Genomic DNA, 19475 nt, shown 5'->3' on the forward strand with positions numbered 1-19475 from the left:
TTTGTTATTAATGTGTTAATTAATGGTTGGTTAATTGAGGTATACAAATGTGGACTAAATGGTCAAAAACATTGCACAGAAAACAGGCATTCATGCGCGATCGGAGTGCAGAGTGTCGTGGTCGGTGAGGGGTTTTGCTATGCTGATGGCAACGCAAAATATGGAGAGCGGGAATGACACAAGGTGCAGTGAAAACACCCGGTAAACGTTCGCAGGCGGTCAGTGCGAAGAAGCAGGCCATCCTCGGTGCGGCGCTGGAGACCTTTTCGCAGTTTGGTATTCATGGCACGCGCCTTGAGCAGGTGGCGGAACAGGCCGGGGTGTCGAAAACGAATCTGCTCTACTACTACCCGTCGAAAGAGGCGCTTTATATTGCGGTGATGCAGCAGATCCTCGATATCTGGCTGGCGCCGCTCAAGGCGTTTCGCGAAGAGCTTGCCCCGCTGGTGGCGATCAGGGAGTACATTCGCCTGAAGCTGGAGGTGTCGCGTGATTATCCGCAGGCGTCACGGCTGTTCTGCCTGGAGATGCTGCAGGGCGCACCGCTGTTGCAGGCGGAACTGACCGGGGATTTAAAACAGCTGGTTGACGAGAAATCGGCCATTATTGCCGGATGGGTGGCGGGCGGGAAGCTGGCTCCAGTTGACCCGCATCATCTGATCTTTATGATTTGGGCCTCCACTCAGCATTACGCTGACTTTGCGGCCCAGGTTGAAGCGGTGACCGGTAAAACGCTCCAGGATGAGGCGTTTTTCCACAGCACGCTGGAAAACGTTCAGCAGATGATCATTGAAGGGATCCGCGTGCGTTAGTTTCCCGGCGGAAGAGGGCAGCTTAAATCGCCCTCTTCACACTGCATCAGTGAGGCAAGAAACGCTTCACGCTCAACGGTTTTTTCGTTCAGGCACTGGCTGATGATCATCGGCTGGACGCTGCCTCCCTCAGTACCCGACCCGATAAAGTTGCAGTCGGCATCGCGCAGGGCAATCCACGCCTGCTGTGCCTTTTTCAGAAGCTCACGCTGTGGGGCTTCTGCGCGTTTGATGGCAGCCTGATACGTCTGATTCAGTTTTTTATCGGCTGCCTGGTACTGCTGCGACGTACAGGTGTTCATTTCAAGCTGGGTGGTCGCATTTGCGCACTCTTCTGCCAGCGCGTTCGCGCTCAGCAGCAATGCAGCCCCCGCGATCAGATATCTTTTCATCATCCCCTCCATGTAAAAAAGCCGGATGCGCTGTGCTTATCCGGCCCTGGGTTATTTTGTCACCCCGGTAAGCGTAGTGCCACCGGGGATATTTTACACGATTAACCGATTGTCATCAGGCTCGCGTTACCGCCCGCCGCCGCGGTGTTCACGCTAAGCGAGCGCTCAACGTACAGACGTTCCAGCAGCAGATTGGTTTCGCCGCGGGCAAAGCCCTGTACCGAAACAATCGCACCGCTGCGGGCCGCCACCTGCTCGCACAGTTCGCGCAGCTGGTCGGAATCACCGTGATAGATAACGGCATCAAACGGCTGAGTCAGCAGGGCATCGGGCTTCGCAAAATGAATGCGGGCAGAGACCGCTTTCGGCAGCTGTTTCGCGAGGTCACGATGCAGTGCATCTTCCGGCCACAGCACTTCACAACCGGTTGCAGCAGCGGCGGCCAGTTGGACCAGTGCATCCTGCTCGTTGTCCGCCACGCACAGCACACGCTCGCGCGGCATCAGCGTCCAGGTGTTGCGCTCACCGGTTGGCCCCGGCAGCAGGCGCTGCGTACCCGCCTGCGCCAGTTCGCCATACTGCTGTGCGACAGCGCGCAGTTCCGGGCGTTTTTCTGCCCACGTGATGAGCGCCTCCAGCGGCTGTGTCAGCACGGCCTTCAGCTGCGCGTCCACCGGACGTTCGGCATCCTGACGTGCCAGCGTCACGCCGAGCGCATTGTCCGGACGGTTTGCCAGCAGACGGTACAGGTAGAGTGGACCACCGGCTTTTGGACCGGTACCTGACAGACCTTCACCGCCGAACGGCTGTACGCCCACCACCGCGCCGACCATGTTACGGTTGACGTACAGGTTGCCTACTTTAGCGCTGCCGGTCACCTGAGCGATGGTCTCATCGATGCGGGTATGCACGCCTAGGGTCAGGCCATAGCCGGAGGCGTTAATCTGTTCAATCAGCTCGTTGAGGTTGTTACGGTTGTAGCGCACCACGTGCAATACCGGGCCAAAGACCTCTTTTTTCAGCTCGTCGAAGCTGGCCAGTTCAATCAGCGTTGGCGGCACAAAGGTGCCGGTCTGCCACTCGCGGGCATCCTCGCTGTTTTCACGCACGGCCTGGAAGACCGGACGGCCTTTGGCGCGCATGGTCTGAATGTGGTTTTCGATATTAGCTTTGGCTTCCGCGTCGATAACCGGCCCGATATCGGTCGTGAGACGGCCCGGGTTACCCATACGACATTCCCCCATCGCGCCGCGCAGCATCTTCAGCGTGTGGTCTGCCACGTCATCCTGCAGACACAGCACGCGCAGGGCGGAACAGCGCTGGCCCGCGCTGTCGAAGGCGGAGGCGAGAACATCGACCACCACCTGCTCGGTGAGCGCGGAGGAGTCGACGATCATGGCGTTCATGCCGCCGGTTTCAGCGATGAGCGGCGTTGGACGCCCCTGTGCATCAAGACGGGTGGCGATGTTGCGCTGCAGCAGGGAGGCCACTTCAGTTGAGCCGGTAAACATCACGCCGCGCACACGGTTATCGGCGGTCAGTTTCGCCCCGACCGTTTCACCGCGGCCCGGCAACAGCTGTATGACACCCGCAGGCACGCCCGCTTCCAGCAGAATGTTAATACCCTGAGCGGCAATCAGCGGGGTCTGCTCCGCCGGTTTTGCCAGCACGCTGTTGCCTGCGGCAAGTGCGGCGGCAATCTGGCCGGTGAAGATCGCCAGCGGGAAGTTCCACGGACTGATACACACCACCGGACCGAGAGGACGGTGGGTTTCGTTATCGAAATCATCACGAACCTGGCCTGCGTAGTAGTGCAGGAAGTCGACCGCTTCACGAACTTCGGCAATGGCGTTGCTGAAGGTTTTACCTGCTTCGCGCACCAGGATCCCGATGAGCGACTGCATCTGGTCTTCCATCAGCACCGCAGCACGTTCCAGAATGGCGCCACGCTCTTGCGGCGGCGTCGCGAACCAGATTGGCGCGTTATTCACCGCACTGTCCAGCGCCTGATCCACTTCTGCTTCGGTTGCTTCCCGCACGTAGCCGACGATATCTTTTGGCTCCGCCGGGTTAATCACGGGCTGCATTTCGCCATCAGCGACGGGCTGCTCCAGAATCGGTTTGGCCTGCCATTTCTGCAGCGCGCTGTTGAGCAGGGCGGAGGAGAGGGAGGCCAGACGGTGTTCGTTCGCCAGGTCCAGGCCCGCGGAGTTCACGCGACCTTTGCCGTACAGTTCACGCGGCAGCGGGATCTTCGGATGCGGCAGGCCAATCTGACCTTCCTGGGCCGCCATCTTCTCAACCGCCTGCACCGGATCGGCAACCAGTTCGTCAAGCGGCAGGGTGGTATCGGCGATACGGTTAACGAAGGAGGTGTTCGCCCCGTTCTCCAGCAGGCGACGCACCAGGTACGCCAGCAGGGTTTCATGGGTGCCCACCGGGGCATAAATACGGCACGGACGGTTCAGTTTGCCATCCGCCACTTTACCGGTGACCTGCTCGTACAGCGGTTCACCCATGCCGTGCAGGCACTGGAACTCATACTGACCCGGATAGTAGTTCTGTCCGGCCAGGCTGTAGATGGCCGCCAGGGTGTGGGCGTTATGGGTGGCAAACTGCGGGTAAATCAGGTTCGGCACGCCGAGCAGTTTTTTCGCGCAGGCAAGGTATGAGACATCGGTGTAAACCTTGCGGGTATAGACCGGATAGCCTTCCAGACCTTCCATCTGGGCGCGTTTAATCTCGCTGTCCCAGTAGGCGCCTTTCACCAGGCGGATCATCAGGCGACGGCGGCTGCGGCTTGCCAGGTCAATCAGGTAATCAATCACGAACGGACAACGTTTCTGATACGCCTGGATAACGAAACCAATTCCGTTCCAGCCTGCCAGCTCCGGCTCGAAGCACAGTTTTTCCAGCAGATCGAGGGAGATCTCCAGGCGGTCGGCCTCTTCGGCGTCGATGTTGATACCGATGTCGTACTGGCGTGCCAGCAGGGTCAGGGATTTCAGGCGCGGATAGAGCTCTTCCATCACCCGGTCGTACTGCGCACGGCTGTAGCGCGGATGCAGGGCCGAGAGCTTGATGGAGATCCCCGGGCCTTCATAAATACCGCGACCGTTTGACGCTTTACCAATGGCGTGAATCGCCTGCTGGTAAGAGACCATATAAGCCTGCGCGTCGGCGGCGGTCAGCGCCGCTTCACCCAGCATGTCGTAAGAGTAGCGGAAACCTTTATCTTCGAGCTTACGGGCGTTGGCCAGCGCTTCCGCGATGGTTTCGCCGGTAACAAACTGCTCGCCCATCAGGCGCATCGCCATATCCACGCCTTTGCGGATCAGCGGTTCACCGCTCTTGCCGATGATGCGGTTCAGGGAGCGGGAGAGGTTGGCTTCGTTATGGGTCGAGACCAGTCGGCCGGTAAACAGCAGGCCCCAGGTCGCCGCGTTGACGAACAGCGACGGGCTGCGGCCAATGTGTGACTGCCAGTTACCGTTGCTGATTTTGTCGCGGATCAGTGCGTCACGGGTGGCTTTGTCAGGAATACGCAACAGCGCTTCCGCCAGACACATCAACGCTACGCCCTCCTGAGAGGAGAGGGAAAACTCCTGCAGCAGACCCTGTACCATTCCGGCGCGGCCGGTGGCATTTTTCTGGTTACGCAGTTTGTCGGCAAGCTGATACGCCAGGCTGTGCGCCTGAGAGGCAATGGCTTCTGGCAGACGGGCCTGCTCCAGCAGCATCGGTACGGCGTCGGTTTCGGCACGACGGTAAGCACCGGTAATGGCGGCGCGGCTGACGGACTGAGGCAGGATCTGCTCGGCGAATTCAAGGAACGGCTGATGGTTTTCGTCAGCAGCGGCGGAAACCTCATCACTTTCATTGGCCGCACCCGCCAGCAACGCGGGCAGCTCTGGCAGCCCCTCATCGCTTTCGAGCCTTTCGAGGTAGTTAAAAATCGCCTGCTTGATTAGCCAGTGCGGCGTGCGGTCAATGCGGGTTGCTGCGGTCTTAATCCGTTCGCGGGTTGCGTCATCCAGCTTAACCCCCATGGTGGTCATACCCATGCCAAAGCTCCTGTTGTTCTTTCGTCGTGTGCTATCGATAGCGTGAAATATCCACCATGTTGCAACTTTGTGCAACCGTGTTAAATGTGACCTGGTTTGCAACCCAGAAAATGAATGGATTGTTAAGAGATGGTTAGCTGGAAAAAAGTGCTGGCTTCTGGATGAGAGGCCTGTTTTTATGCGGGACTTAACACTTTTAAAAGGTGCAACCCGTAAAAGCGTGAGCGAGTGCAACCTATACGAAAGACGTATAAAACCAGGGATGAATTTGATGTAAATGCAGTGTTAAATCGTTTGTGTGCGAGCACTGCTTACGGCAGGATACGCGCGGCCAACAGAAACACATACACACATCACTACGTTCCGGTGATGACATAACAAGGCAACCCGGACGGTTGTCGCTCGACATTTTGGAGAATTTGAATGGCAATTAGCACACCGATGCTGGTGACATTTCTCGTTTATATATTTGGCATGATCCTGATAGGGTTTTTGGCATGGCGTTCAACAAAGAACTTTGACGACTACATTCTGGGCGGGCGTAGCTTAGGGCCGATGGTCACCGCACTCTCTGCGGGCGCGTCCGACATGAGCGGCTGGCTGCTGATGGGTCTGCCGGGGGCGATTTTCATCTCCGGTATTTCTGAAAGCTGGATCGCCATTGGCCTGACCGTCGGGGCATGGATCAACTGGAAGTTGGTTGCAGGCCGTCTGCGCGTGCATACCGAAGCCAACAACAATGCGTTGACCCTGCCGGATTACTTCACCGGACGCTTTGAAGATAACAGCCGCGTGCTGCGCATTATCTCTGCGCTGGTTATCCTCGTGTTCTTCACCATCTATTGTGCCTCTGGCATTGTGGCCGGTGCGCGCCTGTTCGAAAGCACCTTCGGCATGAGCTATGAAACGGCGCTGTGGGCCGGTGCTGCGGCAACCATTCTTTATACCTTCGTGGGCGGTTTCCTGGCCGTAAGCTGGACTGACACCGTGCAGGCGAGCCTGATGATCTTCGCTCTGATCCTGACGCCAGTCATTGTCATCTTCACCGTCGGCGGCTTTGCTGATTCGCTTGAAGTGATTAAGCAGAAGAGCATTGAAAACGTCGACATGCTGAAAGGGCTGAACTTTGTCGCCATCGTTTCTCTGATGGGCTGGGGTCTGGGCTACTTCGGTCAGCCGCACATTCTGGCGCGCTTCATGGCCGCTGACTCTCACCACACGATTGTTCATGCCCGTCGTATCAGTATGACGTGGATGATCCTCTGTCTGGCGGGTGCCTGTGCGGTTGGCTTCTTCGGCATCGCTTACTTCAACAATAACCCGGCGCAGGCAGGTGCAGTAAACCAGAACGCCGAGCGTGTGTTCATCGAACTGGCGGGCATTCTGTTCAACCCGTGGATTGCCGGTATTCTGCTCTCCGCGATCCTGGCGGCCGTGATGTCCACCCTGAGCTGCCAGCTGCTGGTCTGCTCAAGTGCAATCACCGAAGACCTCTACAAGGCGTTCCTGCGTAAAGATGCGAGCCAGAAAGAGCTGGTATGGGTGGGGCGTTTCATGGTGCTGGTGGTGGCCTTAATTGCCATTGCGCTGGCGGCAAACCCTGAGAACCGCGTGCTGGGCCTGGTGAGCTACGCGTGGGCGGGCTTTGGTGCGGCGTTTGGTCCGGTGGTGCTCTTCTCGGTGCTGTGGTCGCGCATGACCCGCAACGGCGCGCTGGCGGGGATGATTATCGGTGCGCTTACCGTGATCGTCTGGAAGCAGTTCGCCTGGCTCGGTCTGTACGAAATTATTCCGGGCTTCATCTTCGGCAGTATCGGCATTGTGGTGTTCAGCCTGCTGGGTAAAGCGCCTTCTGCCTCAATGCAGAAACGTTTTGCTGAAGCAGACGCACACTATCACACTGCACCGCCGTCTAAGCTGCAGGCTGAGTAATTTTTTTCGCTGATAGACAGGCCGGGTAAGCGCGCGCGCTACCCGGCTTTTTTCTTGCCAAAATCCGCAATTTACGATGATATCGCTGTGCTTATAACAATGAGGATAGCGAAGCATGACAATCAAAACAGGGGTAATGGCAGCGGCATTATTGATGCTGGCGGGCTGCAGTGTGCCGTCGCAACACGCGGCGATGGAGACCTGCAAAGCGGATAACCAGATGCAGCAAACCACGCTCTATTTCGGGCTAAACCGTCCCGCAGGGGCGCAAATCACCACCGGCGAGTGGCAGCAGTTCGTTGACCAGGACGTGACGCCGCGTTTTCGCGATGGCCTGACGGTCTTTGATGCGCGTGGGCAGTGGCTGGGTAACGACGGGAAAGTGGCGCGTGAACCGAGCAAGGCGCTTATGCTGATCCACGGTAAAGATGCGCAGAGCGAGAAGAATATTGAAGCGTTGCGCGGTATTTATAAATCACGCTTCGCGCAGGAGTCGGTGATGCGGGTCGATCAACCGGTGTGCGTGCAGTTTTAAAAAAAAACGGGGGGAGAACCCGCCGTTATCGCTTACAGCACCAGTCCTGCAAAGCTGGCGGACAGCAAACTGACCAGCGTCGCGCCATACACCAGACGTAAGCCAAAACGTGATACCACGTTCCCCTGTTGCTCGTTCAGGCCTTTGATCGCCCCGGCCACAATGCCGATAGAGGCAAAGTTAGCGAACGACACCAGGAAAACGGACAAAATGCCCAGTCCGCGGGGTGACATCTGATGCGCAATTTTTTGCAGCTCAATCATTGCCACAAATTCATTTGCGACCAGCTTGGTTGCCATAATACTGCCGGCATTCAACGCGTCGCTCAGCGGAATACCAACCAGCCACGCCAGCGGATAAAATACATAGCCCAGGATCTGCTGGAAGCTCATACCAAATATGCTGGAGAAGAGGGCGTTAACGGCGCTAATAAGGGCAATAAAGCCAATCAGCATCGCCAGAATAATCATCGCCACTTTAAAACCGGCCAGAATATACTCGCCAAGCATTTCGAAGAAGCTCTGGGACTCGTGCAGCTTTTCAAGCTTGATTTCCGGCTCTGCTTCCGGGCGCGCCGGGTTGATAATGGAGAGAATAATAAAGGTGCTGAACATGTTCAGGATGAGCGCGGCAACGACAAATTTGGCGTCGAGCATGGTCATATAGGCACCGACAATCGACAGAGATACCGTCGACATGGCCGTGGCCGCCATGGTGAAGAGACGACGAGAGGAGAGGTCGCCCAGTACACCCTTGTAGGCAATAAAGTTTTCAGACTGTCCGAGGATCAGCGAGCTCACCGCGTTGAACGATTCAAGCTTACCCATGCCATTCAGTTTTGACAGCAGTGTCCCGATCACCCGAATAAAAATCGGCAGAATTCGCCAGTGCTGAAGAATACCAATCAGTGCGGAGATAAAAATAATCGGGCAAAGTACGCCGAGGAAAATGAACGCCAGTCCTTTTTCACCCATCCCGCCAAAGACGAAATTGGTGCCTTCAGCCGCGAATTTCAGCAGTGACTCAAAGAATCCCGAGACATATTTAATAATGAACAGCCCGCTTTCGGCATGCAGGAAAAAGAACGCCAGGGCTATTTCAATGACAATCAGCTGTAAAACAAAACGAATGCGAATTTTTCGGCGGTCGAAACTCACCAGCCAGGCAAGCGCAAGAATAATCACCAGCGCCAGCAGGAAATGGATAATGTTAAACATGGTTAATTTTCAGTTGGTTTTTGAGGCAGATATTTAGCCACAGCCCTGATTAACCGTAAATGGGCATTTTCGCTATAACTTATAAACTTAACGATAACGCCAGCAATTATTACCAGGCTGGGTGTTTACAACTCGTCATCAAAACAACACACATTTCGCTTGTTTTTCTTGCTGGCGTAATGATAATCACTATCACAAGAATTTACCTTTCTTTGCATCAGTTGACCGCGATAAACATTTAAGGTGTCGGCATGTTTGTTCCATTTCTCATTATGTTACGTGAAGGTCTCGAAGCGGCCCTCATCGTCAGCCTCATCGCCAGTTATCTGAAGCGAACCCAGCGTGGACGCTGGATTGGTGTCATGTGGATTGGGGTATTCCTCGCCGCAGCACTCTGTCTGGGCCTTGGCATTCTTATCAATGAAACCACCGGTGAGTTTCCCCAGAAAGAGCAAGAGTTGTTTGAAGGGATCGTGGCCGTCATTGCCGTGGTAATCCTCACCTGGATGGTGTTCTGGATGCGTAAAGTGTCCCGCAACGTGAAGGTGCAGCTGGAGCAGGCGGTGGATAACGCCCTGCAAAAGGGCAATAACCACGGCTGGGCGCTGATCATGATGGTCTTTTTCGCCGTGGCGCGGGAAGGGCTGGAGTCGGTTTTCTTCCTGCTGGCGGCATTTCAGCAGGATGTGGGGATCTGGCCACCGCTGGGTGCGATGCTGGGTCTGGCCACTGCGGTGGTGCTGGGCTTCCTGCTCTACTGGGGCGGCATTCGTCTTAACCTGGGTGCGTTCTTTAAATGGACCAGCCTGTTTATTCTGCTGGTGGCCGCTGGGCTGGCGGCGGGAGCGATCCGCGCTTTCCACGAAGCGGGCCTGTGGAATCACTTCCAGGAAGTGGCGTTCGACCTCAGTAACGTGCTCTCAACGCACTCCCTGACCGGTACCTTGCTCGAAGGTATTTTTGGTTACCAGGAAACGCCGAGCGTCAGCGAAGTGGCGATGTACTTTATCTATTTGGTTCCGGCGCTGGTGCTGTTTGCCATGCCGCCGCGCACCGGCACTCAGACGTCGCGCGTTGCGCCGTAATCTGACTGCATTAGTTACAACATACTTTTAAAGGGAAGAGTCATGGCAATTCAGTTCCGTCGTAGTGCGTTATGCGCAGGCCTTGCCGCGCTGTTCGCTTCAGCATTTTCCGCCTGGGGCGCGGATGTTCCGCAGGTCAAGGTTTCGGTCAATGATAAGCAGTGCGAGCCGATGACCATCACGGTCAACAGCGGCAAAACCCAGTTTATTATTCAGAACCACAGCCAGAAGGCGCTGGAGTGGGAAATCCTGAAAGGCGTCATGGTGGTGGAAGAGCGTGAAAATATCGCGCCGGGCTTTAGTCAGAAGATGACCGCCAACCTGCAGCCGGGTGAATATGAGATGACCTGCGGGCTGCTGACGAACCCTAAAGGCAAGCTTATCGTGAAGGGCGACGCCACGGCCGATGCCGCAAAAGGCACGGCTCTGTTGAGCCTGGGTGATGCGATTACTGCTTATAAAGCGTATGTCATCAAAGAGACGGCGGACCTGGCTACCGGTACCAAAGCCTTCACCGATGCGGTGAAAGCGGGCGATATCACGAAAGCGAAATCCCTGTATGCGCCAACCCGCCAGCATTACGAGCGGATTGAGCCGATTGCCGAATTGTTCTCTGACCTGGATGGCAGCATTGATGCCCGTGAAGATGATTTTGAGCAGAAAGCCGCCGACCCGAAATTTACCGGCTTCCACCGTCTGGAGAAAGCCCTGTTTGGCGATAACACTCTCAAAGGGATGGATAAATATGCCGATCAGCTGAACAGTGACGTGCTTGAGCTGCAAAAACGCATCAGTGAGCTGGCCTTCCCGCCATCAAAAGTGGTGGGCGGTGCCGCGGGTCTGATTGAAGAAGTGGCGGCAAGTAAAATCAGCGGTGAAGAAGACCGTTACAGCCACACCGACCTGTGGGACTTCCAGGCGAACGTCGATGGCGCGCAGAAAATTGTCGATCTGCTGCGTCCTCAGCTGCAGAAAGATAACAGCGAACTGCTGGCGAAAGTGGATGCCAACTTCAAAAAAGTCGACACCATTCTGGCGAAGTACCGTACCAAAGACGGGTTTGAAACCTACGATAAACTGACCGATGCTGACCGTAACGCGCTGAAAGGCCCGATTACCACACTGGCGGAAGATCTCTCCCTGCTGCGTGGCGTACTGGGTCTGGATTAAGCACGATGAACAAGCAGAATGAACACGACGTGGTGGAACCTTCACGTCGTCGATTGTTAAAAGGGGTAGGGGCGCTGGGGGGCGCCCTTGCTCTGGCCGGAGGGTGTCCGGTGGCGCATGCGGCGAAACCGCAAAGTGCTCCCGGCACGCTGTCACCCAATGCACGCATGGAGACGCAGCCTTTTTATGGCGAGCATCAGTCGGGCATTCTGACGCCACAGCAGGCCTCCATGATGCTGGTGGCTTTTGATTCGCTGGCAAGCGATAAAGCCGATCTTGAGCGTTTGTTCCGCCTGCTGACGACGCGCATCGCGTTTCTCACCGCCGGTGGTCCGGCGCCGGACACGCCTAACCCGCGTCTGCCGCCGATGGACTCCGGTATCCTCGGGGCATTTATCGCTCCGGATAACCTGACGATAACCGTTTCGCTCGGTGAGTCGCTGTTTGATGCGCGCTACGGGCTGGCAAAACAGAAGCCAAAAGCGCTGCAGAAAATGACGCGTTTCCCGAATGACTCTCTGGATGCTGCTCTCTGCCACGGCGATCTGCTCCTGCAAATTTGCGCCAACACCCAGGATACGGTGATCCACGCGCTGCGCGACATCATCAAGCACACGCCGGACCTGCTGAGCGTTCGCTGGAAGCGGGAAGGGTTTATCTCTGACCATGCCGCCCGCAGCAAAGGGAAAGAGACGCCCGTAAACCTGCTGGGCTTTAAAGACGGCACGGCCAACCCGGACAGCCGTAATGATCCGCTCATGAAAGAGGTGGTCTGGGTGACGGCCGATCAGGGCGAGCCGGCATGGGCTGTGGGGGGAAGTTATCAGGCGGTGCGGATTATTCAGTTCCACGTGGAGTTCTGGGACCGTACGCCGCTCAAAGAGCAGCAGACGATTTTTGGCCGCGATAAACAGAGTGGCGCTCCGCTCGGGATGAAGAACGAGCATGATGTGCCTGACTACGCCAGCGATCCGAATGGCGATGTCATCGCGCTGGACAGCCATATCCGCCTGGCCAATCCGCGTACCAAAGAGACACAATCCAGCCTGATGATGCGTCGGGGATATAGCTATTCACTTGGCGTAACCAACGCCGGCCAGCTCGATATGGGGCTGCTGTTTGTCTGCTATCAGCACGACCTGGAGAAGGGCTTCCTGACCGTACAGAAACGCTTAAACGGGGAAGCGCTGGAAGAGTACATTAAACCCATCGGCGGCGGTTATTTCTTTGCCCTGCCTGGCGCACGCGATCGCAACGCCTATCTCGCTCAAGGGTTGATTGAAGCCTGATAATTGTCCCTGCGATAATTCGCGGGGACATTATTTTTTCATATGCCTGTCCTGCTGTTATATTTCTGTAATATTCCTGTATGAGACTGATTTCCACTGTAGGGACAGTCTTAAAGTTACGTTCAGGTAAAATAAATGTTGCATTTATGATAACTCCTGATGTACTTAAGATAAGACAGCGGTAGTTCCCGGCAGTGATGCTGAATCACTATGGAGATCGCGAATGGTTGCGTCCTGTACTGGACATGGTAAACACAACACCCGCAGCACCCGGCGCGGAGGCTCAGACTCCGGCAGCGATTTCCTCACCACAAAATTATCCCCCTCGACTCAAGAATCTCTTTCGACCGACGTGCAGAATGGTGCGCGTAGCCGTTCTGTTGCGTCATCCGGTAAAGCAAGCAATGGCTTACAAGGAAGCCAACCCTCTGATGTTCGTGCGCATAATCGTGCTGAAACTGGCACGTGTGATGAATACCAACAACTCAAGGTGCTATCCATGGGAAGACAAAAAGCAGTGATCAAAGCTCGTCGCGAAGCAAAACGTGTGCTGAGACGGGATTCACGTAGTCATAAACAGCGTGAAGAAGAATCGGTCACCTCGCTTGTGCAGATGAGTGGCGTAGAAGCAATTGGCATGGCCCGAGACAGCCGTGATAATTCTCCAATTGTGGCGCGCAATGAGGCTCAGGCGCACTACCTGAATGCTATCGAGAGTAAACAGCTCATCTTTGCAACCGGCGAAGCCGGATGCGGGAAAACGTGGATCAGTGCAGCCAAAGCGGCAGAGGCGCTGATCCATAAAGACGTGGAGAGAATTATTGTCACCCGTCCGGTACTGCAGGCTGATGAAGATCTTGGCTTCTTGCCCGGGGATATTTCAGAGAAGTTTGCCCCTTACTTCAGACCCGTCTATGACGTGCTGGTGAAACGTCTGGGAGCATCCTTTATGCAGTACTGTCTGCGACCAGAGATTGGCAAGGTGGAAATCGCGCCGTTCGCTTATATGCGCGGACGTACATTTGAAAATGCGGTCGTCATTCTTGACGAGGCTCAGAACGTGACCGCAGCGCAAATGAAGATGTTTTTAACGCGCCTCGGGGAAAACGTGACGGTCATCGTCAATGGTGATATTACCCAGTGCGATCTGCCATCGGGCGTGAAGTCCGGACTGAGCGACGCCATGTCACGTTTTGAGGAAGATGAGATGATTGGGGTGGTACGCTTCACGAAAGAAGACTGCGTGCGTTCAGCGCTGTGCCAGCGCACGTTGCAAGCGTACTATTGAGTTAGCCGTTGTGTTCAAGGCCCGGGAAACCGGGCTTTGTTTTTTGTGCGGGCGTCCTGTCCGGAGAATATAAAAGAAAAAAGCCCGTACTTTCGTACGAGCTCTTATCTTGAAAATGGCGGTGAGGGGGGATTGACTCGCTTCGCTCGCCCTGCGGGCAGCCTGTTCGCTGCGCGCTCAGTCTGTCCAACTGGCTGTCGCCAGTTGTCGAACCCCGGTCGGGGATTCTCATCCCCCCCTGTCCGGGGAATATAAAAGAAAAAAGCCCGTACTTTCGTACGAGCTCTTATCTTAAATATGGCGGTGAGGGGGGGATTCGAACCCCCGATACGTTGCCGTATACACACTTTCCAGGCGTGCTCCTTCAGCCACTCGGACACCTCACCATATTGTTTTGCTGCCTGACCGCTTGGGGGGCAACGGGGCGCTACTATAGGGAGTTGCGCTAAAACGGTCAAGCAGATTTTCTGCTTTAGTGCTTGTTCGGTTAAGCAATAATCAGCTCCACGTCTTTTTGACCGTGGAGCCGGTGATTAACGCTGTGAATCGAGCACTTCGCTGTTTTTGACCACCTCTTGTGCTCTGGTATAGCTTTCGAGCAGCAACTGATAGGCAGGGAAGATATGGGTATACACTTCAGCCCACTCGGCTGCATCTTCCCGGTTCCATGTCCGCTGGATCTCAGAGGCAACCGCCGCGGTATCCATTGGTACCACCCCGGCCTGGACCACGCGCGCCAGAGTGATCTCCTGAGCCATTTTGCTGTAGGTGCCGGAGGCATCAATAACCGCAAACACTTTATAACCCTCCGCGACTGCGCTAATAGAGGGAAACGCCATGCAGACGCTGGTGATGGTGCCGGCGATGATCAACGTTTTGCGCCCGGTGGCGTTCACCGCAGCCACAAACTCCGGGTTATCCCAGGCGTTGATCTCACCTTTACGTGGAACGTATTGCGCATGTGGCGCATTAGCGTGGATCTCCGGGATAAGGGGGCCATTCGGTCCCTGTGGAACAGAAGCGGTGGTGATCACCGGGATCTTCGCCAGGGTAGCGATTTTTGCCAGTGCCGCAGCACGTGCGCGCAACTCTGGCATTGGCATATCCCCCACGGTCTGGAAAAGTCCGCTCTGGTGATCGATAAGCAACATCACCGCATCGTTTACATCAATAACCGGGCGTGAGCCGTTAAAATTTGCAGGTGCAGACATCTTCTTCTCCTTTATTACCATCAGATCTGGCCGAAGCGGCCGGAGTTGAAATCACGAATGGCTTCCGCGATTTCGGTTTTACTGTTCATCACAAACGGCCCATAGCCCACGATGGGTTCATTCAGCGGTTCGCCGGCCATCAGCAGGACTTTGGCATCGAGGCTCGCTTCCAGATGGAGTGTGTCGCCTTGCTGGCTTAATACAACCAGCTGTGCCTCGCCTGCCTGGGCTGTTCCGTTCACTGTAATGGTGCCTTCCATCACAACCAGCGCCGTGCTCCATCCCTCCGGCTGACTGAGCGTGAGATGGCTACCCTGATTGAGCGCGATGTCCCAGACGTTTAGCGGCGAAAAGGTGTGCGCGGGGCCTGCAACATCCTCGTAGCGACCTGCGATAACCCGCAGCGAGCCGCTGTTATCCGGCAGCGTGATCACAGGGATATCCGCCTTAGTGATGCTCTGGTAGCCCGGCGTCGCCATTTTGTCTTTGGCAGGCAGGTTGACCCACAGCTGCATCATTTTCAGTTCACCGCCTTTCTGCGCGAACGCGCTGGAGTGGAACTCCTCGTGCAAAATGCCAGCGCCCGCCGTCATCCATTGCACGTCCCCGGGGCCTATTACGCCGCCTCTGCCGGTGGAATCGCGATGTTCAACTTCGCCGGAATAGACGAGGGTGACCGTTTCGAAACCCCGGTGCGGATGCTCGCCGACGCCGCGCTTTGCCCCATCCGCCGGGAAGGTGTATGGCCCGGCATAATCCAGCAGTAAAAACGGGCTGAGCGGCTCGCCGTGTGTCTGGTAAGAAAACATTGAACGTACCGGGAAACCATCACCAACCCAGTGTTGACGAGGAGCGGTATACACGCCTGTTACGTTTTTCATGATGAACTCCTGAAGCGTTGTTGATGTAATTAGCTTATATTCAGCGTTAATATCCGGGTAGATAGTGAAAATGGCATTCACTGTTCTAAAAATAGAACGATGAGGATTTATGCAGGATCTCAATGACTTCGTCTGGTTTGTGAAGGTGGTCGACTACGGTGGTTTTGCTGCCGCGGGGCGTGCGCTCGATTTGCCGAAGTCCCGGCTAAGCCGCCGGATAGCTCAGCTGGAAGAGCGGCTTGGCGTGCGGTTAATACATCGCACAACGCGGCAGTTTACGGTGACAGAAGTTGGCCAGACCTTCTATCAGCACTGTAAAGCGATGATGGTGGAAGCAGAAGCTGCTGAGGAGGCGGTGGCCGCGTTACAGGCTGAGCCGCGCGGTATTGTCAGGATCACCTGCCCGATAACATTGTTGCATGTCCATGTTGGCCCGATGCTGGCGAGATTTATGGCGCGCTATCCAGGGATCGCGCTGCAGCTTGAGGCAACCAACCGGCGGGTAGACCTGGTGGGGGAGGGGATTGATGTCGCGATTCGCGTGCGCCCGCGTCCGTTCGATGACAGCGATCTGGTGTTAAGGGTACTGGCTGACCGGGGACATTGTCTGGTCGCCGGACCGGCGTTGATACAGCGGATGGGTAAACCGTTGGTGCCCTCTGAACTCAGTGCCTGGCCTGGATTAAGCACGAACGAGGGTAAACACATCCATAAATGGGAACTGAGCGGACCCGAAGGGGCGAAGGCGGAAATCCATTACTATCCTCGCCTGATCACTACCGATATGCTGGCGCTGCGTGAAGCGGCTATAGCGGGTATCGGCGTGGTGCAGTTGCCGATATTGATGGTGAAAGATCAGCTTGCGTCAGGGGACCTCATTCGCGTACTTGATGCCTGGGAGCCACGACGTGAGGTGATTCATGCTGTGTATCCTTCGAGACGCGGGTTACTCCCGTCTGTGAGGGCACTGGTGGATTTTCTTACCGAAGAGTATGCGCGGATGGTGGAAGATTAATCTTTCCTTCTCCCCTGGAGGGAGGGTGAGGAACTTACACCACACAAGGCCTCATACTGCATGGGCGGGGAATATAAAAGAAAAAAGCCCGTACTTTCGTACGAGCTCTCATCTTGAATATGGCGGTGAGGGGGGGATTGACTCGCTTCGCTCGCCCTTCGGGCAGCCTGTTCGCTGCGCGCTCAGTCTGTCCAACTGGCTGTCGCCAGTTGTCGACCCCCTGTCGGGGATTCTCATCCCCCCTGTCCGGGGAATATAAAAGAAAAAAGCCCGTACTTTCGTACGAGCTCTCATCTTGAATATGGCGGTGAGGGGGGGATTGACTCGCTTCGCTCGCCCTTCGGGCAGCCTGTTCGCTGCGCGCTCAGTCTGTCCAACTGGCTGTCGCCAGTTGTCGACCCCCTGTCGGGGATTCTCATCCCCCCTGTCCGGGGAATATAAAAGAAAAAAGCCCGTACTTTCGTACGAGCTCTCATCTTGAATATGGCGGTGAGGGGGGGGTTCGAACCCCCGATACGTTGCCGTATACACACTTTCCAGGCGTGCTCCTTCAGCCACTCGGACACCTCACCATATTGTCATCCCGTTGTTGCCGGGACGGGCGCTAATGTAAGGAAAAGCCGAACTGGCGTCAACTCACTTTTTCAGTAAATCAGCGCATTTAGACAAACTTCAGTCAACATGGCTTTTAAATGTGCTGAAAGCGTCTTTTTTATCAACAACGCGGTGGCGGGAAAAATTTGTTATGCTGGCAATCCAGTTGAAAATGAACACAAAACAGCGCAATAAAAGGCAGGAATGACTATGGATATAATCTTCTATCACCCCACTTTTGATACTGCTTACTGGATTAAGGCACTTTCGGCGGCGTTGCCCGGGGCGCGCGTGCGTGAGTGGAAACGTGGTGATAACGAACATGCTGACTACGCGCTGGTCTGGCATCCGCCGGTAGAAATGCTCCAGGGCCGTAAACTGAAGGCCGTTTTTGCACTGGGCGCCGGCGTGGATTCGATTCTGAGCAAACTGAAAGCACACCCTGAAATGCTGCCGGAAGAGATCCCTCTTTTCCGTCTGGAAGATACCGGCATGGGCCAGCAAATGCAGGAGTATGCCGTCAGCCAGGTGCTGCACTGGTTCCGCCGCTTCGACGACTATCAGGCACTAAAACAGCAATCCCACTGGGAGCCGCTGCCTGATTATCAGCGCGAAGATTTTACCATTGGTATCCTCGGGGCTGGCGTGCTCGGCTCAAAAGTCGCTGAAGCACTTGCCCCGTGGGGCTTCCCACTGCGTTGCTGGAGCCGTAGCCGCAAGGATTATCCGGGCGTAGAAAGTTTTGCCGGCGCTGATGAGCTTCCTGCGTTCCTGAACGGTACGCGCGTGCTCATCAACCTGCTGCCAAATACGGCCGAAACGGTGGGGATTATCAATGGTGCACTGCTAAATCAACTGGCTGACCAGAGTTACGTAATGAACCTGGCGCGCGGGGTACACCTTGTTGAGTCCGATCTGCTGCAGGCGCTGAACAGCGGAAAACTGAAAGGGGCGATGCTGGATGTGTACAGCCGCGAGCCGTTACCGGCCGAAAGCCCGCTGTGGGCACATCCGCGTGTGGCGATGACGCCGCACATTGCAGCGGTCACGCGTCCGGCGGAAGCTGTGGCCTATATTACCCACACCATCAGTGAGATGGAGCAGGGCCATCCGGTAACCGGACAGGTCGACAGACAGCGCGGCTACTGAGTGAAACCCGGCGTTAGCCGGGTTTTTGCTAATATTCGCTGCAGATAACTGCTATCCTTTGGAAAAACCGCAGAGGAGAGAAAGATGTATCCCGTTGACCTGCATATGCACACCGTCGCCAGTACCCACGCGTATAGCAACCTCCATGATTATATCGCGCAAGCGAAACGCAAGGGCATTACGCTTTTTGCGATTACCGATCACGGCCCGGACATGGCAGATGCGCCGCACTACTGGCATTTTGTGAATATGCGGATCTGGCCACGTCTGGTGGACGGTATTGGGATACTGCGCGGTATCGAGGCAAACATTAAAAATACAGACGGTGAAATCGACTGCACCGGACCGATGCTGACCTCTCTGGATCTGATCCTTGCCGGTTTCCACGAGCCGGTTTTCGCGCCGCAGGATAAAGAGACGAACACCCGAGCGATGATTGCTGCTATAGCCAGCGGCAACGTGCACATTATTTCTCATCCGGGTAATCCTAAATACCCGATTGATATCGAGGCTGTTGCCCAAGCGGCAGCGAAACACCGCGTGGCGCTGGAGATCAATAACTCTTCTTTTGTTCACTCGCGTAAGGGCAGTGAAGCAAACTGTCGCGCCGTTGCAGCTGCAGTACGGGATGCCGGCGGCATGGTGGCGCTGGGTTCCGATTCCCATACCGCGTTTACGCTGGGTGATTTTAGTGAATGCCTGAAAATACTGAATGACGTGGATTTCCCGGAAGACAGGATCCTTAACGTTACCCCACGCCGCATGCTTGATTTCCTCGAGTCACGCGGAATGGATCCGATTGATGAATTTGCCGATCTTTAATTGTGTAATGGAATAAAAA

At 55.6% G+C, this 19475-nt stretch carries 15 protein-coding genes, 2 tRNA genes and 1 other RNA gene; 10 read left to right on the plus strand and 8 right to left on the minus strand.

The features are described from left to right. The first annotated feature begins 173 nt into the window (after positions 1 to 173). Positions 174 to 812, plus strand: coding sequence for an HTH-type transcriptional regulator RutR (rutR, locus tag BJP35_RS12985; protein WP_020884715.1), 639 nt, complete (start codon positions 174 to 176; stop codon positions 810 to 812). Here rutR and BJP35_RS12990 read toward each other — a convergent pair. Both BJP35_RS12990 and putA read right to left on the minus strand, forming a co-directional pair. Further along, entirely contained in the window at positions 809 to 1204 is a 396-nt protein-coding gene (locus BJP35_RS12990) for a lysozyme inhibitor LprI family protein (RefSeq protein ID WP_086463310.1), read from the minus strand. The genes rutR and BJP35_RS12990 overlap by 4 nt on opposite strands. A 101-nt stretch (positions 1205 to 1305) precedes the next feature. Continuing rightward, positions 1306 to 5268, minus strand: coding sequence for a trifunctional transcriptional regulator/proline dehydrogenase/L-glutamate gamma-semialdehyde dehydrogenase (gene putA, locus BJP35_RS12995; RefSeq protein ID WP_086463311.1), 3963 nt, complete (start codon positions 5266 to 5268; stop codon positions 1306 to 1308). A gap of 423 nt (positions 5269 to 5691) precedes the next feature. Between putA and putP the strand changes: the two genes are divergently transcribed. After that, positions 5692 to 7200, plus strand: a complete 1509-nt coding sequence (gene putP, locus BJP35_RS13000; RefSeq protein WP_020884712.1) for a sodium/proline symporter PutP — start codon at positions 5692 to 5694, stop codon at positions 7198 to 7200. A 115-nt stretch (positions 7201 to 7315) separates the two neighbouring features. Next, positions 7316 to 7735 (plus strand): DUF3574 domain-containing protein, encoded by a 420-nt coding sequence (locus BJP35_RS13005; protein ID WP_014169506.1) that lies wholly within the window; start codon positions 7316 to 7318, stop codon positions 7733 to 7735. 32 nt (positions 7736 to 7767) lie between these two features. On the opposite strand, the gene BJP35_RS13010 is transcribed toward BJP35_RS13005, so the two are convergent. Beyond that, a complete protein-coding gene (locus BJP35_RS13010) occupies positions 7768 to 8952 on the minus strand; it encodes a NupC/NupG family nucleoside CNT transporter (protein WP_086463312.1) in 1185 nt (394 codons plus the stop codon). A gap of 251 nt (positions 8953 to 9203) precedes the next feature. Here BJP35_RS13010 and efeU point away from each other — a divergent pair, with 251 nt between their 5' ends. From efeU to phoH, 4 genes are all read left to right on the plus strand, one after another. After that, positions 9204 to 10037 carry an iron uptake transporter permease EfeU gene (efeU, locus tag BJP35_RS13020; protein WP_020884710.1) on the plus strand — a complete coding sequence of 278 codons (834 nt, stop codon included), beginning with the start codon at positions 9204 to 9206 and terminating at the stop codon, positions 10035 to 10037. Positions 10038 to 10079: 42 nt separating this feature from the next. Beyond that, positions 10080 to 11207: an iron uptake system protein EfeO gene (gene efeO, locus BJP35_RS13025; RefSeq protein WP_086463313.1), complete on the plus strand. Its 1128-nt coding sequence runs from the start codon at positions 10080 to 10082 to the stop codon at positions 11205 to 11207. Positions 11208 to 11212: 5 nt separating this feature from the next. Beyond that, positions 11213 to 12496 carry an iron uptake transporter deferrochelatase/peroxidase subunit gene (gene efeB / locus BJP35_RS13030; RefSeq protein WP_020884708.1) on the plus strand — a complete coding sequence of 428 codons (1284 nt, stop codon included), beginning with the start codon at positions 11213 to 11215 and terminating at the stop codon, positions 12494 to 12496. 499 nt (positions 12497 to 12995) lie between these two features. Next, positions 12996 to 13784: a phosphate starvation-inducible protein PhoH gene (gene phoH, locus BJP35_RS13035; protein WP_024908976.1), complete on the plus strand. Its 789-nt coding sequence runs from the start codon at positions 12996 to 12998 to the stop codon at positions 13782 to 13784. Between the two features lie 116 nt (positions 13785 to 13900). Here the strand turns inward: phoH and BJP35_RS13040 are convergent. From BJP35_RS13040 to BJP35_RS13055, 4 genes are all read right to left on the minus strand, one after another. Next, positions 13901 to 14037, minus strand: a non-coding RNA gene (locus BJP35_RS13040) — RtT sRNA. A 45-nt stretch (positions 14038 to 14082) separates the two neighbouring features. Next, a tRNA-Ser gene (locus tag BJP35_RS13045) sits at positions 14083 to 14170 on the minus strand. Positions 14171 to 14317: 147 nt separating this feature from the next. Then, positions 14318 to 14995 carry an isochorismatase family protein gene (locus tag BJP35_RS13050; protein WP_086463314.1) on the minus strand — a complete coding sequence of 226 codons (678 nt, stop codon included), beginning with the start codon at positions 14993 to 14995 and terminating at the stop codon, positions 14318 to 14320. A gap of 20 nt (positions 14996 to 15015) precedes the next feature. After that, entirely contained in the window at positions 15016 to 15876 is an 861-nt protein-coding gene (locus tag BJP35_RS13055; protein WP_040017122.1) for a pirin family protein, read from the minus strand. A gap of 109 nt (positions 15877 to 15985) precedes the next feature. On the opposite strand from BJP35_RS13055, the gene BJP35_RS13060 reads away from it, so the two are divergent. Continuing rightward, positions 15986 to 16891 carry a LysR family transcriptional regulator gene (locus BJP35_RS13060; protein ID WP_086463315.1) on the plus strand — a complete coding sequence of 302 codons (906 nt, stop codon included), beginning with the start codon at positions 15986 to 15988 and terminating at the stop codon, positions 16889 to 16891. 484 nt (positions 16892 to 17375) lie between these two features. Here the strand turns inward: BJP35_RS13060 and BJP35_RS13075 are convergent. Continuing rightward, positions 17376 to 17463: transfer RNA gene (locus tag BJP35_RS13075), tRNA-Ser, on the minus strand. 232 nt (positions 17464 to 17695) lie between these two features. On the opposite strand from BJP35_RS13075, the gene ghrA reads away from it, so the two are divergent. Both ghrA and BJP35_RS13085 read left to right on the plus strand, forming a co-directional pair. After that, positions 17696 to 18634, plus strand: coding sequence for a glyoxylate/hydroxypyruvate reductase GhrA (ghrA, locus tag BJP35_RS13080; protein ID WP_020884704.1), 939 nt, complete (start codon positions 17696 to 17698; stop codon positions 18632 to 18634). Positions 18635 to 18718: 84 nt separating this feature from the next. Further along, positions 18719 to 19456 (plus strand): phosphatase, encoded by a 738-nt coding sequence (locus tag BJP35_RS13085; RefSeq protein WP_014169516.1) that lies wholly within the window; start codon positions 18719 to 18721, stop codon positions 19454 to 19456. Positions 19457 to 19475 lie beyond the last annotated feature (19 nt).

Origin of the sequence: Enterobacter sp. J49 (assembly GCF_002148625.1) — a bacterium.
GTDB classification, from domain to species: Bacteria; Pseudomonadota; Gammaproteobacteria; order Enterobacterales; family Enterobacteriaceae; genus Enterobacter; species Enterobacter ludwigii.

Bases quoted from the DNA above. Each gene is read 5' to 3' on its own strand.
- phoH (WP_024908976.1), top strand. From the start codon at position 12,996: ATGGGAAGACAAAAAGCAGTGATCAAAGCTCGTCGCGAAGCAAAACGT.
- BJP35_RS13010 (WP_086463312.1), bottom strand. From the start codon at position 8,952: ATGTTTAACATTATCCATTTCCTGCTGGCGCTGGTGATTATTCTTGCG.
- efeU (WP_020884710.1), top strand. From the start codon at position 9,204: ATGTTTGTTCCATTTCTCATTATGTTACGTGAAGGTCTCGAAGCGGCC.
- rutR (WP_020884715.1), top strand. From the start codon at position 174: ATGACACAAGGTGCAGTGAAAACACCCGGTAAACGTTCGCAGGCGGTC.
- efeO (WP_086463313.1), top strand. From the start codon at position 10,080: ATGGCAATTCAGTTCCGTCGTAGTGCGTTATGCGCAGGCCTTGCCGCG.
- putA (WP_086463311.1), bottom strand. From the start codon at position 5,268: ATGGGTATGACCACCATGGGGGTTAAGCTGGATGACGCAACCCGCGAA.
- BJP35_RS13060 (WP_086463315.1), top strand. From the start codon at position 15,986: ATGCAGGATCTCAATGACTTCGTCTGGTTTGTGAAGGTGGTCGACTAC.
- putP (WP_020884712.1), top strand. From the start codon at position 5,692: ATGGCAATTAGCACACCGATGCTGGTGACATTTCTCGTTTATATATTT.
- ghrA (WP_020884704.1), top strand. From the start codon at position 17,696: ATGGATATAATCTTCTATCACCCCACTTTTGATACTGCTTACTGGATT.
- BJP35_RS13005 (WP_014169506.1), top strand. From the start codon at position 7,316: ATGACAATCAAAACAGGGGTAATGGCAGCGGCATTATTGATGCTGGCG.
- efeB (WP_020884708.1), top strand. From the start codon at position 11,213: ATGAACAAGCAGAATGAACACGACGTGGTGGAACCTTCACGTCGTCGA.
- BJP35_RS13050 (WP_086463314.1), bottom strand. From the start codon at position 14,995: ATGTCTGCACCTGCAAATTTTAACGGCTCACGCCCGGTTATTGATGTA.
- BJP35_RS13085 (WP_014169516.1), top strand. From the start codon at position 18,719: ATGTATCCCGTTGACCTGCATATGCACACCGTCGCCAGTACCCACGCG.
- BJP35_RS12990 (WP_086463310.1), bottom strand. From the start codon at position 1,204: ATGAAAAGATATCTGATCGCGGGGGCTGCATTGCTGCTGAGCGCGAAC.
- BJP35_RS13055 (WP_040017122.1), bottom strand. From the start codon at position 15,876: ATGAAAAACGTAACAGGCGTGTATACCGCTCCTCGTCAACACTGGGTT.